Origin of the sequence: uncultured Stenotrophomonas sp. (assembly GCF_963519125.1) — a bacterium.
Taxonomy (GTDB): domain Bacteria; phylum Pseudomonadota; class Gammaproteobacteria; order Xanthomonadales; family Xanthomonadaceae; genus Stenotrophomonas.
Genome location: NZ_CAUQLJ010000013.1, coordinates 49,213 through 63,947, shown reverse-complemented (window position 1 = coordinate 63,947; position 14,735 = coordinate 49,213). Strand labels below are relative to the sequence as shown.

Annotated in this window: 13 protein-coding genes; 11 read left to right on the top strand and 2 right to left on the bottom strand. The window is 65.4% G+C overall.

What is annotated here, in order from left to right:
* Positions 1–25 precede the first annotated feature (25 nt).
* On the bottom strand, positions 26–2,161 hold the full coding sequence (locus RYM47_RS12780) for a TonB-dependent receptor (RefSeq protein WP_315388489.1): 2,136 nt from the start codon (positions 2,159–2,161) through the stop codon (positions 26–28).
* A 133-nt stretch (positions 2,162–2,294) separates the two neighbouring features.
* Here RYM47_RS12780 and RYM47_RS12775 point away from each other — a divergent pair, with 133 nt between their 5' ends.
* The 4 genes from RYM47_RS12775 (at position 2,295) to RYM47_RS12760 (ending at position 6,098) form a co-directional block, all read left to right on the top strand.
* Positions 2,295–3,497 (top strand): amino acid aminotransferase, encoded by a 1,203-nt coding sequence (locus RYM47_RS12775; protein ID WP_315388395.1) that lies wholly within the window; start codon positions 2,295–2,297, stop codon positions 3,495–3,497.
* A 148-nt stretch (positions 3,498–3,645) separates the two neighbouring features.
* Entirely contained in the window at positions 3,646–4,659 is a 1,014-nt protein-coding gene (locus RYM47_RS12770) for a class 1 fructose-bisphosphatase (protein ID WP_315388394.1), read from the top strand.
* A gap of 89 nt (positions 4,660–4,748) precedes the next feature.
* Positions 4,749–5,459 (top strand): 2OG-Fe(II) oxygenase, encoded by a 711-nt coding sequence (locus tag RYM47_RS12765; RefSeq protein WP_315388392.1) that lies wholly within the window; start codon positions 4,749–4,751, stop codon positions 5,457–5,459.
* A gap of 327 nt (positions 5,460–5,786) precedes the next feature.
* Positions 5,787–6,098 (top strand): SymE family type I addiction module toxin, encoded by a 312-nt coding sequence (locus RYM47_RS12760; RefSeq protein WP_315388390.1) that lies wholly within the window; start codon positions 5,787–5,789, stop codon positions 6,096–6,098.
* A gap of 13 nt (positions 6,099–6,111) precedes the next feature.
* Here RYM47_RS12760 and RYM47_RS12755 read toward each other — a convergent pair whose 3' ends face one another.
* The gene (locus tag RYM47_RS12755; protein WP_315388388.1) at positions 6,112–6,480 is read right to left on the bottom strand and encodes a YfeK family protein; all 369 of its coding nucleotides are present in this window, start codon (positions 6,478–6,480) and stop codon (positions 6,112–6,114) included.
* Positions 6,481–6,672: 192 nt separating this feature from the next.
* Between RYM47_RS12755 and RYM47_RS12750 the strand changes: the two genes are divergently transcribed.
* The 7 genes from RYM47_RS12750 to RYM47_RS12720 all read left to right on the top strand — a co-directional run bounded on the left by RYM47_RS12750 (position 6,673) and on the right by RYM47_RS12720 (position 14,725).
* Positions 6,673–7,035, top strand: a complete 363-nt coding sequence (locus RYM47_RS12750) for a hypothetical protein (protein ID WP_315388386.1) — start codon at positions 6,673–6,675, stop codon at positions 7,033–7,035.
* Positions 7,036–7,137: 102 nt separating this feature from the next.
* The gene (locus RYM47_RS12745) at positions 7,138–7,599 is read left to right on the top strand and encodes a hypothetical protein (RefSeq protein ID WP_315388384.1); all 462 of its coding nucleotides are present in this window, start codon (positions 7,138–7,140) and stop codon (positions 7,597–7,599) included.
* Positions 7,600–8,050: 451 nt separating this feature from the next.
* On the top strand, positions 8,051–11,872 hold the full coding sequence (locus RYM47_RS12740; RefSeq protein WP_315388383.1) for a M48 family metallopeptidase: 3,822 nt from the start codon (positions 8,051–8,053) through the stop codon (positions 11,870–11,872).
* A gap of 1 nt (position 11,873) precedes the next feature.
* A complete protein-coding gene (locus tag RYM47_RS12735) occupies positions 11,874–13,199 on the top strand; it encodes a heparan-alpha-glucosaminide N-acetyltransferase domain-containing protein (protein WP_315388381.1) in 1,326 nt (441 codons plus the stop codon).
* Between the two features lie 14 nt (positions 13,200–13,213).
* Positions 13,214–13,594, top strand: a complete 381-nt coding sequence (locus RYM47_RS12730; RefSeq protein WP_315388379.1) for a hypothetical protein — start codon at positions 13,214–13,216, stop codon at positions 13,592–13,594.
* A gap of 156 nt (positions 13,595–13,750) precedes the next feature.
* Positions 13,751–14,275 carry a DUF6622 family protein gene (locus tag RYM47_RS12725; RefSeq protein ID WP_315388378.1) on the top strand — a complete coding sequence of 175 codons (525 nt, stop codon included), beginning with the start codon at positions 13,751–13,753 and terminating at the stop codon, positions 14,273–14,275.
* Between the two features lie 48 nt (positions 14,276–14,323).
* Entirely contained in the window at positions 14,324–14,725 is a 402-nt protein-coding gene (locus RYM47_RS12720; RefSeq protein WP_315388377.1) for a GFA family protein, read from the top strand.
* The last annotated feature ends 10 nt before the right edge of the window (positions 14,726–14,735 follow it).

The window sequence follows — 14,735 nt, the reverse complement described above, 5'->3', positions numbered from 1 at the left end:
CCCAGGGTCGTGCCCTACCGGGGGATTACAGCCAGGCCCACTGCACGCCCACGCTGTAGCGACGGTCCGGACCCGGCTCGAAGTAGCGCTGGTTGCCATCGTTGACGATCACCGAGCCGATGTAGCGCTGGTCCAGCACGTTGTCCACCCGCGCAAATACCCGCAGCGCGCCCTGCGCGGTCGTCCAGCGGCGCGCTGCTTCCAGGTTCAGCAAGGCGTAGCCCGGCGCGCTGTCGGTCGCCAGGTCGTTGACCACCGTATCGCTGGAGGCCACCACCTCACCGGCCCACTGCCACGCACCCGGCTGGTACTGCAGGCGGCCGAACCACTGCTGCTCCGGTACGCCGGGCAGGCGTGAGCCGGCCGGCACCACGGTGTTCGGCGTGGCGCAGCCGGTACTGGCGCAGACCAGATACGGCTCGCGTACCGTCGCCTCCAGGTAGGTGTAGGCCAGGCTGGCCTCCAGTTCTGTGCTGATGGGGTAGAGCAGGCTGGCTTCAATCCCCTGCCGGCGGGTGCGCCCGATGTTCCGGTAGGTGCTGCGCCCGTTGGTGTTGCTGGCCACGGCCAGCTCGTCATCCGTATCGGCGCGGAACACCGCCGCCTCGAATGCCGCGCCGCCATCGCTACGCCACTTGGTGCCCAGCTCCAGGTTCTGGCTGCGCGCCGCCGACAGGTTCAGGGCCAGCCCGGCCGCGCCGTCGGCACGGTAGCCCAGCTCGTTGAAGGTGGGCGTCTCGAACCCGCGTCCGGCCGAGGCATACACCCGCCACGCGTCGCTGGCATGGAACACCACGCCTGCCACCGGGGTGGTGGCCGAGTAATCGCGCGAACCGCTGTCGTCGGGGTTGCGTGCGGTGACGTAGTGGTCGTTGGAACGGAAGCGCACCTCGCTGTGGCGCACGCCGAGCAGCAGCGACCAGCGCGGCGCCCACTGCCAGAACGCCTGCGCGAACTGGTCCACGTTGCGCACCCGGTCGCTCTGGTCACGGCGCAGCGCCCCGCGTACGCCCAGCTCGGACCCAACGAAATTCTCGTAACCGCGCCGATCCTGTTGCTGTTGGTCGGCATTGGCGCCGATCACCACTTCCAGCGGCCGCCCGGCCCAGTCGCCCTGCCAGCCCCAGCGCAGGTCCAGCCCGCCGTAGCCACCGTCCAGGTCGATGACCCCGCCGGCATGCAGCGGATTGGCCTGCGGCCCCGGCGGGATCGCCAGGTACTGTTCAACGCTGCGCTGACCGGCATAGCCCATGGCACGCCAGGTCTGCGCGCCCTCGGTGCGGGTGAACACCAGCCCGGCCTGGGCCTGGCGTGCCGATTTGCGGGTGTTGTACTGGGTGGCCACGGCCGTGGCCTGGCGCGGGTCCTGCCGCACCTGCTCGCGGGTCAGGCCCAGCGGGTCCTGCGCGTCGGGCGAATCGAAGTAGTTGAGCACCAGGTCCAGCTGGCCACCCGCCACGTCCGTGCCCAACCGCGCATTCACCGACTCGCGCCGCGCCGCACTGTGGTCGCGCCAGCCGTCGGTGCGGAAATGGTTGGCCGCCACGTTATAGCGCACCGGGCCCTGCTCACCGCGCAGCTGCGCGCCGGTGCTGAGGGTGCCGTCGCTGCCGCCGGCCATCCGCACCCGCCACGGGTCCCCGGCCTGGCCGTCGGCGCTCCAGATCTGTACCACGCCGCCGGACGAGTTGCCGTAGAGGGCCGAGAACGGCCCACGCAGCACCTCGACCCGCTGCGCCGACAACATGCTGGCGTGGGAAAGCTGGCCCTGGCCGTCGGGCATGGTGGCCGGCACCCCGTCCACCAGCACCCGCACCCCGCGCACGCCGAAGGTGGAGCGCGCGCCAAACCCCCGGATCGAAAGCTGGGTGTCCTGGGCCAGGTTCTGGCGATCGCGCGCCACCACGCCGGGCACCCCGCTCAACGCGTCAGCGATCTGGGCCAGGTTTCCATTGGTTTCGTCATCCAGCCAGACCGTGCTGATCGACGCCGGCAGGTCCACGTCGGCCACCTGCTGGCCCCGCGCAGCCTGCACCTGAACCGTGGGCAGGCGCTCGATGGCGGCCGCTGCAGGCGGGCTGGACTGGGCCTGTGCCAGGTTCGGCAGGGCGGTGGCCGAAAGCAGCGCACACGCACGCGCCAGGGGGGTCAAACGAAAGATGTTCAGAGGGGGCTCTCCGGAAAACAGGTACCGCACGACAGGGTACGGACTTCAACGTGACGGCAGGCGCCGCGCCCCCGCTGCGGCTTTGTTACGATGCGGTCCCCCCCTCCGTCATCGAAAGAGTACCGCCGTGTCCTTCTTTGCAAATGTGGAACTGGTCCCGGGCGACCCGATCCTGGGTCTGACCGAAGCGTACAACGCCGACAGCCGACCCACCAAGGTCAACCTGGGCGTGGGCATCTACTACGACGAAAGCGGCAGGATTCCGCTGCTTCGCGCAGTGAAGCAGATCGAGCAGCAGCTGGCCAACGAAGCCAAGCCGCGCGGCTACCTGCCCATCGACGGCCTGCCCGCCTACAACCAGGCCACCCGCGAACTGGTCTTCGGCAAGGACTCCCCGCTGCTGGCCGCTGGCCGCGTGGCGACTTCGCAGACCATCGGCGGCAGCGGCGCCCTGCGCGTTGGCGCCGACCTGCTGCACCGCCTGCTGCCGCACGCCACCATTGCCATCAGCAACCCCAGCTGGGAAAACCACCGCGCCGTGTTCGGCGCGGCCGGCTTCGAGGTGGTGGAATACAGCTACTTCGACCCGACGACCCATGGCGTTGATTTCGACGCCATGGTGGCCGATCTGAACAAGCTGCAGCCGGGCACCGTGGTGCTGCTGCACGCCTGCTGCCACAACCCCACCGGCGCCGACCTCACCGTGGCCCAGTGGAAGCAGGTGGCCGACCTGCTGAAGGAACGCCAGCTGTTCCCCTTCATCGACATGGCCTACCAGGGCTTCGACAAGGGCATCGAACAGGACGGCGCCGCCGTGCGCATCATTGCCGAAGCCGGTATCGACAGCTTCGTGGTCGCCAACTCGTACTCCAAGTCGTTCTCGCTGTACGGCGAACGCATTGGCGCGCTGTCGATCGTGGCACCCACCGCTGACGCGGCCAAGGCCGTGCAGTCGCAGGTCAAGCGCATCATCCGCACCATCTACTCCAGCCCGTCCAACCACGGCGCTGCACTGGTGGCCGGCGTGCTGACCAGCCCCGAGCTGCGCCAGCTGTGGGAGCAGGAACTGACCGAGATGCGCGAGCGCATCCACGCCCTGCGCCACGGCCTGGTGGACAAGCTGGTGGCCGCCGGTGCACCGGAGTTCGCCTTCATCAACGACCAGGCCGGCATGTTCTCGTACTCGGGCCTGAGCCGCCCGCAGGTGGACCGCCTGCGCGACGAGTACGGCATCTACGCCGTCGGCACCGGCCGCATCTGTGTGGCCGCGCTCAACCAGGGCAACCTGGAATACGTGGCCAAGGCCGTGGCGACCGTCGCCAAGGGCTGAGCGTCGTAGTCGTCTGAACACAACGGCCGCCCAGTGCGGCCGTTGTTGTGTCTGGCTGCCATGAAACCGTTTACGGGAAAAGCTGCCTCGTAATACCGCCAGCGACGGGCCACAATACGGCCCCCGAAATGTCTTTGGCAGCCATTCCATGTCCCGTACGTCGCTTACCCGGTACCTCATTGAAGAGCAGCACGCCGGCCGCATCAACGCCGACCTGCGCCAGCTCATTGCAGTGGTGGGCCGCGCCTGCACCAACATCTCCATCGCGGTCAGCAAGGGCGCGCTGGGCGGCGTACTCGGCGATGCAGGCACCGGCAACGTACAGGGCGAAGCGCAGAAGAAGCTGGACGTCATCAGCAACGAGATCCTGCTCGAAGCCAACGCCTGGGGCGGCCACCTTGCCGCCTGCGCCTCCGAGGAAATGGACCACTGCCAGCCGGTGCCGGACACCTACCCGCGCGGCGACTTCCTGCTCCTGTTCGATCCCCTGGACGGCAGCTCCAACATCGACGTGAACGTCTCCGTGGGCACCATCTTCTCCGTGCTGCGCAGCCCGGCCGGTACCGAACAGCCCACCGACGCCAGCTTCCTGCAGCCGGGCACCGCCCAGATCGCCGCCGGCTACTGCATCTACGGCCCCAGTACCCAGATGGTGCTGACCACCGGCCACGGCACCCATTCGTTCACCCTGGACCGTGAAACCGGCGAGTTCGTGCTGACCCAGCGCGGCATGCAGATTCCCGAAGACACCCAGGAATTCGCCATCAACATGTCCAACCAGCGCCACTGGGAAGCCCCCATGCAGGGCTACGTGCAGGACCTGCTGGCCGGCAAGGAAGGCACGCGCGGCAAGAACTTCAACATGCGCTGGATCGCCAGCATGGTGGCGGACGTGCACCGCATCCTCACCCGCGGCGGCATCTTCATCTACCCGTGGGACAAGAAGGACCCGAGCAAGGCCGGCAAGCTGCGCCTGATGTACGAGGCCAACCCGATGGGCCTGCTGGTGGAACAGGCCGGCGGCGCCGCCACCACCGGCCGCGAGCGCATCCTGGACATCCAGCCGGACCAGCTGCACCAGCGCGTGCCGGTGTTCCTGGGCTCGCGCAACGAAGTGGCCGAAGCCACCCGTTACCACCGCGAGCACGACGCGCAGGCCTGATCGCGCTTCGCCCCGTTGCCACATGGCAACGGGGTGACACGTGCACCAACACAGGTCACCATCGGGCTCAAACGCCCACGGATGACCCCATGACGGCCGAAACACCGCGCGACTTCATCGAAGTAATCCACAACGCCATTCCCGCCGACGCCTGCGCCGCCATCCTGGCCCAGATGCGAGCCAGCGCACAGTTGGTGCCCGGCGAAGTTGGCAGCGGCGTCTTCCCGGAACTCAAGCACAGCAAGGATCTCCGCATCAGCGGCCGCCCGGAATGGCGCCAGGTGGAAATCCAGCTGCAGCAGGCAGTATTCAGCGGGGTTTTGAGTTATCTACGCCGTTATCCACAGGCGCTGATTTCTCCGCTCATGTTGCAGGTCCAAGACAACGATGGCAGCGCACGCCGCCTGCGCGCCGAAGATTTTCCCAGCATGGACGACAACGCGCTCTCCGAACTGGCCCGTACGTGCCTGCGCCCGGGCGCCATCAACCTGCAGTGGTATGCGGCAGGCGAGGGCGGCTACCCCTACTGGCATTGCGAGCTGTATCCGCGCGATCCGGCAGGTGAAACCCTGCATCGCCACCTGCTGTGGACGCTGTACCTCAACGACGAGTTCGAGGCCGGAGAGACCGAGTTCCTGTTCCAGGAGCGGAAGATCGCGCCACGCACCGGCAGCCTGCTGATCGCGCCCACGGCCTTCACGCACACCCACCGGGGGAATCGCCCCGAGGGCGGGGACAAGTTCATCGCGACAAGCTGGATCCTGTTCCAGAACGCACAGAAGCTGTTTGGGGCTGGGTAAGAACTGCGACCACGTTCACATGTGAATACAGCATTCGGGATGCTGCGCGGGTCAGACGCGTCAATTAGTAGGCGCCGTCTATCGAAACCTAAAACTCAACAGAAACAAACACTTTGTGCTGGCGTCGCGATGTCTGCATGGTTGCCGGACGGGGCTCAAAAACTCCGTAAGACCAAAATACTGGATGCCCCATGTCGGGAGGGTGGCTAATACAACACCCTCAACGGGGGAATACGCCCGCCGTCTGGTCTTACACGGTTTTTGACCTCCCGACGCCCTCGCCCTTACCGGCGAGGGCCATTCCCTATTGGAATTGGAGGTACATCCATGAACGCGAACTTGAAGCAGGTCCACCCGGACGACAGCCGGCTTACTCCCCGCGACGAGACCCTCAAGGCCGTCCAGCTACGTAGCGTACGCGCGGTGCCGCAGATCAACGCCCTCGACCGCGACGAGTACGGTCCCATCCCCTTCGTGATGATCCGCGGCGCCTGGCTGCGAGGACTGGGGTTCGAGGTGGGGTCGGAGATCAGGATCGAGGGCAGGGTCGACGAGATCACGGTGAGGCCGAACTGGCGCGATGCGCCCGCCGAGAATGCCAAAGTGCTCGCCGTGAGATACGGCGACGTCGCGGACTGAAAGAAGCGCGGGTTCAGCGCGCCCGCAGCGCCTGCAGCCGCGCACCAAACCACGACGCCGCACTCTGCTCGGGCTGCCCCGGGCAGGCGATCCGGTAGGGCTTGCCGCTCATGCTGCTGCGGCTCGCCGCCCGCTCGATGAACTGCTCGGCGGTATCCACCTTGTCCTTCTTGAGCAGGTAATCGTACTTCCGCTGCAGGTGCTCTCGGGCTTCGGCAGCGTCGTGCCAGCTGCCGTTGCGCTGGAAGCGGCAGGTTGAACCGTCCAGCGCGCCGATCAACGAAGCGATTTCTCGGCGCGCGGATTCGCTGGGCGCGGCTGTCGCATTGCCAACAACGGCGATCAGCGCCGCTGCTATCGTCAGGATCAATCGTGTGCTCATAAGGTGCTCTCTCTCTTTCTCTCTCTCGCTGTTGCTTTGTTCTGATGTTGGCCAGCTGATTAGGGCCTGGCAACAGTGTCCGATCCAGGCTCTCAGCACCAACCCAGCCCTATGACTTGGCGGCCCTTCCCGGCCCGGCTACTATTGAGATCGTGTTCAATCTCCATTCAATGATGATTGGCAGGACGTGCGATGAGTATCGATACCTCAGTTCCCGGCTACCCTGAGCTCAACGACTGGCCAACCGCCCCAGCGCCACCTGTCCATATTTCCAATTGCGGTAGATTGAGGGACTCTGGTCCGCAAGGCGGCACATACTATGTTGACCTGGTGGATTCTAGAGGCAGGCTGTACCCATTCTTCTTTGACCGCTTTCTAGGCCGCCTTTGCTACGGCTCGTACGAGTCTCAGTCTGACGCTGCCTTTCTTCGTCGCGGCAGCCGGATTGAGCAAGAAGCCATCTCACTTATTGAGGTGCTTGCCGCAAAGAAGGTGCAGGATCCGGAGCTTCTGAAAAGGATCCGGCATGCAAAAACCTGGGTCTCCTATGCCTGAACCCCTTTCGATAGGCTACGGTCAAGCTGCGTAGGCCAGTATCGACGCCTCAGAGCGCCCACTGGAACTCGACTATTGTCAACCAGATCGGCAGTGAACTGCATGAAATTGTTCGGCAATTGGTCTTTCAAAGCTGGTTTGGGTGCACTCTTTATTTTGATCCTGCTCCGACTGATAGGGAGCGATCCAGTGAGCTCGCCGAACTTATTCTTGGCATTGAGTTTTGCCTGGCCGTTCCTGGTCTGCTCAGCCCTCGCGTCCGAACAGGGCGTCAGTGTCTCCCAAGGCTCCCCGTGGGGTGCCTTGGTGGTTATGACGAGCTTGATTGTTGGCCTGCTGACCATGATCGCGCTGGGCTTTCCGATGGGCGAAGTGCAGATGGATGCCATTCTTGTCGGATTTCTTGGATTTGTTTCGGTCGTCCTTTGCATTGGGTGGTGGCGAATGATGCGACCGAAAAAGCCGCATGCGTCCGAAGAGAGGGCTCGCCCGTGGCTCTACTTGGCTCTTGGCGTGGTTACGGCAATAGCCGTCGCTGTGGACAAGTTCCACCTGATTCGGTGAAAGGTCCTGGCGCAGTTTCCACTCCCGAACCTTTGGAGACGACACAGTGGTAAGAACCTGCGAATCATCCATGCACCGCGAAGCGCTGCTGGCAAGCGATGTAGCGGCCTGCTACTACTGTTTTTCGGAGTTTCCGCCGAGCGCTGTTGAAGAATGGTGCGACGGCGAGGACCAGGGTCAGACCGCGCTGTGCCCGCGCTGCGGTGTTGATGCGGTGGTTGGGTTCAAAGGCCCGGCTGATGCGACGTGGCTTCGAACCGCGCATCAGATTGGATTCGGGTAGGGAACCTTCCTTGCGCTGGCGAGATTCATTCCGGCTGATTATCTGAGCAGGGGTATATCCCACCCGCCCCACAAGGTGCACAATCGCCCCGGGACCGGGCATGACGCCGGGTACGTTCCGCGCCATGTCCGGGGGGACCGCGCGGGGCACTACAACAGGGGGATGATCATGTTGGATTCGCTCTATCCGGCGGGGCCTTCGGCCGTGCCTGCTCAGTTGATCGCACCCAGCTCTGCCTACCGACGCCACGCATGGCTTGCGGTGGCGGGCCTGCTCAGTTTCGCCGCTGCCTACTTTGCCCTGATGGGCTGGTTTGGCTGGACCGCGTTCCGTGTACTGCGCACGCTTGTGTCCGGCGAGGGCGGCAGCACGCTGGTGAATATCATCGTGGGCGTGTGCGCCCTGTTCCTGGCTGCGTTCATGGCCAAGGGCCTGATCTTCCTCAAGCGTGGCCAGGCCTCCAAGGAGCTGGAGCTCAAGCCGGCCGACCAGCCAGAGCTGTTCGCGTTCCTGCACCGCCTCGCTGACGAGGCCGGCGCGCCGCGGCCCAAGCGGGTGTATCTGTCCTCGCGGGTCAACGCAGGGGTCTTCTACGATCTTTCGCTGTTCAACCTGCTGCTGCCCTCGCGCAAGAACCTGGACATCGGCCTGGCGCTGGTCAATGCGCTGAACCTGACCGAGTTCAAGGCGGTACTGGGTCATGAGTTTGGCCACTTCGCGCAGCGCACCATGGCGGTCGGGCGCTGGGTCTACGTGGCCCACCAGATCGCCAGCCAGCTGGTGGCCCGGCGCGATGCACTGGATACCTTCCTGGCCGGCCTTTCGCGCACGGACTTCCGCATCGCCTGGGTGGGCTGGCTGCTGTCGCTCGTGGTCTGGGCCATCCGCTCGCTGGTGGACACGGCCTTCAGCGTCGTGGCGCTTTCCGAGCGTGCCCTGTCGCGCGAGATGGAGTACCAGGCCGACCTGGTGGCTGCCTCGCTGGCCGGCAGCGATGCGCTGGTGCATGCCCTGCACCGGCTGGGCGCGGCGGACGAAGCCTGGGACAGGTCGGTCGCCTTCGCCTCGCGCGAGTTCGAGGCCGGCCGCGCCGTGGCCGATCTGTTCGCGGTGCAGACGCGGATGCTGGCCAACCTGCGCCGGGTGTCGCCCGACCCGCTGTATGCCGATCCGCCGCAGCTGCCGGAGAGCGACCGCGAGCAGCATCGCGTGTTCCGCAGTGCGATGGTGCGCGTGCCGCAGATGTGGTCCACGCATCCGGCCAACGCCGACCGCGAGAACAACCTGAAGCGACGTTACGTGGCCGCGGCCATCGACGAGCGCCCTGCCATGCTGCTGTTCCGCGATGCGGACGCGCTCCGGCACCAGATCACCCGCGACATGCTCCGCGAGACGCCGCCGGCATTCGCCGACGGTGCGGAGACCCTGACCCGGCTCGACGCCGAGTTCGACATCCGCGCCATGCACCAGCGCTACCAGGGAACCTACCTGCGGCGCTCATTCGTGCGCGGTGTCGCCACGCCCGCCGAACTGTTCCTGCGCACGCTCACACCGCTGGACAACACCGAGGTGCGCGAGCGCATCGCCGGTCTGTATGCAGCCCGGCACGGACAGGCACTGCAGCAGCTGCGCGTACTGGAAGAGGAGCGCGCGACGCTGGATGCAGCCCGTCTGGGCCACCTGCGCGCCTCCGGAAATCGTGTGCATTGGCGCGGCCAGGTGCTGGACGCCCGGCGCCTCGGCCCGGCGATTGCGACCCTGGATGCGGAGATCGCGCCGCTGCGCCAGGCCGTGGTCCAGCACGATCAGGAGTGCCGCAGCCTGCATAGACTGGCCGCGCGCCGCAGCAGCGAAGGCTGGGAGGCGCTGCTGGAGAGCCAGGTTTCGCTGCTGCATTTCTGCGAGCACACCGAGGCTGACCTGCGCGATGTGTACGGGGTCTTCGTCAACACCCTGCACGTGGTGACGGCCGACAAGCGCGTTTCCGACAAGGAGATGCGCCGACTGCTTGGTGACGCGGACCGCGTGCAGCGCGCTTTGGGATTCATCTACGACCGCGCCGGTGACTGCGTCGTCGACGCGACCGTGATCGAGCATGGTGGGCAGCCGCTGGCGCAGGCACTTGGCGAGCTGGGCCTGCTCGGACCGTCGCAGCAGAACATCAACGACTGGGTGCAGCGCGCGGGCGGTTGGGTCGCGCATACGTGCGGCACGCTGTCAGTGCTACGCGCGGCGGCGCTGGAGGCGCTGCTGGCGAGCGAAGACGCCGTGGTCGCTCGTTTGGATTCCGGCGAGGCGGCGCCCGCCGCGCCGACGCCGTCGCGGGTTCCCAAGGGTTACCCGGTTCTGGTCCCCGGGCAGGAGCGCAAGCTGCAGACCAAGCTGGGCTGGTGGGATCGATTCCAGACCGCCGACGGTTGGGCGGCCAGCATCGTGCGCGCGTCGGTTGCGGCGGCCATCGTGGTGGGCGTCCTGGTATTCGGCATGCACACCGGCACCGCGACGGTCTCGCTGTACAACGGCCTGGCCACGCCGGTGCGGGTGACCGTCGACGGCAATACGGTTGCGCTGCAGCCGCAGCAGAGCGCTACCGTGGACGTGGAACCGGGGACCGCGCACAAGGTGGTCACGCACAGCGCGGACGGGCAGCTGATCGAGTCGTTCGACAGCGAACGGATGCCCGGCCGTTCGCACTTCACCTACAACGTTGCCGGTGCGTCTCCGCTGGTGGAGTGGACGGCGGTATATGGCGGTGCAGAGGGCGGCCCTGAGCGCAAGCTGGGGGCGCAGCGCTGGTCGGCCACCGACGCCGACGTCGTGCTGGAAGCGCCGCCGACCTCCATATCGACCAAGCATGGAAGCGGCGGCACGCGTTCGGTGCTGACGGCCATGGGCGACCTGTCTCCGCAACAGCAGCTTGGCTTTGTAAACAGCGACGAGCAGCGTGCGGCCATGGCCATGGCCCATGCGCGCTGGGATGCGCCGGGCTCGCGCCACCTGACAACCTGGCTGTCTGCAGCCGCGATGTACTCGGACAACATGCAGGGTCTCATCGCAGATCGGCTGACGCGGTATCCCGAGGACGTGGCGGCGCTTCGCATGGAGCAGGAGCTCGGCGAGGGCCAGGCCCACGATGCCGTGTGTGATCGCCAGCGACAGATGTCCGAACAGAAGCCCGCATCGTCATCGTTGGCGTATCTGGCGGTGCGCTGCATGGCCGATGGTCCGGAGCAGGACGAGGCTTTCTTCGCTGGACACAAACGCTGGCCCCAGGAGCCCTGGTTCGCGCTTGCGACCGGTTACGTGCTTGCCGCGCGCGGCGACTGGGCCGGCGCCAACGAGGTCCTGTCGAAGTCGGCGATGTCGGCGCAGACGGCGGAGTTCGTGGCACCGGAGCTGGCGCGCATCAAGCGCATGCTCGGCGCCAGCCAAGGCGAGATCGAGTCGCTGGCGGCCCAGTCGGCCTACCTGACCAACATGTTGGCGCTCGACAGCGGAGAGGCTACCGGCTCCCCGTACGATGCCTATCTGCCGCTTGGGCGGGGTGAGTACGAGCAGGCGCTGGAGCTGGCGCAGGCCGATGCGGAACTGTTGCCACGCATGCTTCGTCTGGTTGCCGCGTCTGATGGCGCGTCGCCCGACGTGGCTGAGAAGGCGTTGGCGCTCCCGGCCGAGGCAGGTGTGGACGGGGATTCCACCTGGAGCATGTGGGCGCTTGCGCTGCGGCACGGCCGCGATGAAGCGGCGTGGCGCGAGAAGGTCCTGGCCACCGACCCGGACGAGGCGGCGCGCATGGTGGCGTTCGTCGATGCCGTACGCGCCAATGCCTCCGTACAGCAGGCCGAGGCAGTTCTTGGCCACGTCAACCCGAGCAACCGCGGCTACGCCTATGCCGTTGCGGCCGTAGTGCGCGGCCAGTCGTGCCCGCAGGTGTGGCGCGAAGGCGCCAAGCGCCTGCTGTTCGGTTCGGAGCGCCCGCACCTGATGTGAGGTGGTCAACGTGCGCCGGGCAGATCGCCTGGCGCACGTCCGCGTTGGTTCAGCGGGGCAAACCGCTCAAGGTTTGTCTGCGCAATTGGAATATTATAACATTCCGGTCCATTTTCCCCGCGTAGGAGAACAGATGACCGGTACCCCGACTTCCATGCCGATGGGGGTGAACGCTCGCCTCGGCGCCAAGACGGGTGCGGGTCGCCTGCACAGCATCGACGCGCTGCGCGGGTTCGTCATGGTCCTGATGCTCCTCGACCATCTGCGCGAGACGTGGTTCCTGCACGTACCGGTGGCGGACCCCATCGATGCCAACACGGCGCTGCCGGCCATGTATTGGGCGCGCCTGGCGGTGAGTCTGTGTGCCCCCATCTTCGTGGCGCTGACGGGCGTCTCTGCATACCTGTTCAGCACCAAGCACACGCTGGCCGAAACACGCATGTATCTGATCAAGCGTGGCCTGGTGCTGATGGCGCTTGAAGTATTTTTCCTTTCCGAGCTGTACTGGGGCATTGCCGCGCCCACCTTCTGGTTGCAGGTGATCTGGTGCATCGGCGTGTGCATGATCGTGCTGGCGCTGCTGATCGGCCTGCCGCGCCGTCTGCTGATTGCCGGTGGTCTGTTGATCGTATGCGGCCACAACCTGCTGGATGGCATACGGCTGGAGCCGGGTCATCCGCTGTTCGCGCCGTGGGCCATGCTGCACCAGCGTGATGTCATCGACCTGCCGTTTGGCTTTGTCGCCAAGACGACCTACCCGGTGCTGCCGTGGATCGGCGTAATCGTGCTCGGGTTCGCAATCGGTCCGTGGTTCTCGCCCAACGTGGACGCCACGACGCGCCGGCGTCAGTTGGTCGGGCTTGGCGCGGCCATGCTGTTGGCGTTCTTCCTGTTGCGCCTGTGGAACGGTTACGGCGATACGCCGTGGTTCGTGGTCGAGAGCGACCCGATGCGCACGGTGATGAGCTTCCTGGCACTGACCAAGTACCCGCCTTCGCTGCTGTTCCTGCTGCTTACGCTGGGCGTGGGTGCGTTGCTGCTCGCCGGCTTCGAGCTTCTCCGCCAAGGCCGCATCACGGCAGCCCTGGCGGTGTTCGGGGCCGCGCCGATGTTCTTCTACCTGCTCCACCTCAGCGTGCTGCGGGTGCTGTATCACAGTGCCCTTGCCATCTGGGGGCCAAACCAGGGGAGCGTGTTCGGCGTCGAGAACTACGGCTGGGTGCTGGTTTGGTATGCGGCACTGATCATTCCGTTGTACATCCCCACCGCCTGGTTCTCCCGCTTCAAGGCGGCCCGGCGTGATATTGCGTGGTTGAAGTACCTGTAACGGTGGGATTTCCCATGCAGCTCGTCCGCTCACCTCATGGCAGTATGCAGCGCATGATCAAACACATGAGCCATGAGGACTGGGTTACTTCCGTGCGTGCTCGCGCGGTCGAGATCTGTAATGGGGTTCTGGGGGGATCCATCGATGTGTTGGATGCGTGCTATCAGCTGGCTTCGCTTCGCACGGACATGGAAATCGAGGAAGGCGATGAAGACTTCCGGGTCTTTGCCTTCATTTCCAGCGAGACCGACAAAGTGCCTTCCGGGCAGGGGTTGAAGTACTGGGCTCCGGCAGCCCTCGCGTCATTGGAACCGGAGATCGCGGCTGCGGTTGAATGGGCAACGCCCATGGCACTCCCTGCCTGCAGGTCTGTAGTAGAGCGGTTCGGCCCCTGAGGACGATCCGCCGGGACATCCGGGTGGCTTGAAACCCAACGGGTGTACGCCCCGATGGCTGACAGCTGTCACTTGGCCGTGGGGTAGCGCAACGGGAGAATCTGCCTACACCGCATGGCGCTGTACCGGCGCCCCCACCGAAGCCAAGGACGTCCCATGAACATGCTGCAGCAGTTTGCCTCGCACACCCCCCTCTGGGTCTGGGCGCTTCTCATCTTCCTGCTGACCCGTGGCATCGCCGCCATGAAGCCGGGGGAAACCTCGCTGGCCAAACTGGCGATCGTGCCCGCGCTGTTCACCGTCTGGGGCCTTTGGTCGATCAGTCAGCGCTACGGCGCTTCCTGGGTCGCTTGGGGCGAATGGCTGGTCGGCATCGCTGCAGGCATGGGCATTGGCTGGATGCTGCTGCGTCGCGCCACGCTGACCCTGAACCCGGCTACGGGCAAGCTGTGGCGCAGCGCGGACTTCACCTTGCTGCCGCTGCTGCTGATCACGTTTGCAGTGAAGTATGGCTTCGAGTCCGCCCTGGCAGTGTCTCCTTCGCTGAGCGCGAATGCCACGTTCAGTGCCGCCTACCTGCTGTTGTCCGGTGGCTTCACCGGCATCTTCATTGGCAAGTACTGCCGGTATCTGCGCGCGTCGCGGCAAGCCGTCGATGGAAAACTGGGTGCGGCAAGCTGAAGAGACGTGGGTCTGGTAGATTTTCGATGAGCGACGGAGATTCCAGACATGCTTAAAGAAGTAGGCGGCGTCCCGATTCAACCGAAGCACCGCGCCACCTGTCACTGTGGCGCGGTGGAGCTTTCGCTTGATCTTCCTGATGGCATCGTAAGCCCGCGCCGCTGCGACTGCTCGATCTGTCGGCGCAAGGGGGCCGTAGTGGCATCCGTGCCATTGGCCGGGCTGCACGTTGTAAAGGGTGCGGAACAGCTGAAGCTTTACCAGTTCAACACCCACGCGGCCAAGCACTATTTCTGTGGCATCTGTGGGATCTACACGCATCACCAGCGCCGTTCGAACCCGGAGCAGTACGGCTTCAACGTGGGTTGTCTGGAAGGCGTCAATCCGTTCGCCATTGCGGACGTGCCGGTTGAGGATGGGGTCCACCATCCGGCAGACAGGACGGGGTAAGCAGGTGTAG

What these genes read in the sequence shown, in the direction of transcription:
- RYM47_RS12770 (WP_315388394.1), top strand. Translation starts at nt 3,646, where the DNA reads ATGTCCCGTACGTCGCTTACCCGGTACCTCATTGAAGAGCAGCACGCC.
- RYM47_RS12765 (WP_315388392.1), top strand. Translation starts at nt 4,749, where the DNA reads ATGACGGCCGAAACACCGCGCGACTTCATCGAAGTAATCCACAACGCC.
- RYM47_RS12760 (WP_315388390.1), top strand. Translation starts at nt 5,787, where the DNA reads ATGAACGCGAACTTGAAGCAGGTCCACCCGGACGACAGCCGGCTTACT.
- RYM47_RS12755 (WP_315388388.1), bottom strand. Translation starts at nt 6,480, where the DNA reads ATGAGCACACGATTGATCCTGACGATAGCAGCGGCGCTGATCGCCGTT.
- RYM47_RS12750 (WP_315388386.1), top strand. Translation starts at nt 6,673, where the DNA reads ATGAGTATCGATACCTCAGTTCCCGGCTACCCTGAGCTCAACGACTGG.
- RYM47_RS12745 (WP_315388384.1), top strand. Translation starts at nt 7,138, where the DNA reads ATGAAATTGTTCGGCAATTGGTCTTTCAAAGCTGGTTTGGGTGCACTC.
- RYM47_RS12740 (WP_315388383.1), top strand. Translation starts at nt 8,051, where the DNA reads ATGTTGGATTCGCTCTATCCGGCGGGGCCTTCGGCCGTGCCTGCTCAG.
- RYM47_RS12730 (WP_315388379.1), top strand. Translation starts at nt 13,214, where the DNA reads ATGCAGCTCGTCCGCTCACCTCATGGCAGTATGCAGCGCATGATCAAA.
- RYM47_RS12725 (WP_315388378.1), top strand. Translation starts at nt 13,751, where the DNA reads ATGAACATGCTGCAGCAGTTTGCCTCGCACACCCCCCTCTGGGTCTGG.
- RYM47_RS12720 (WP_315388377.1), top strand. Translation starts at nt 14,324, where the DNA reads ATGCTTAAAGAAGTAGGCGGCGTCCCGATTCAACCGAAGCACCGCGCC.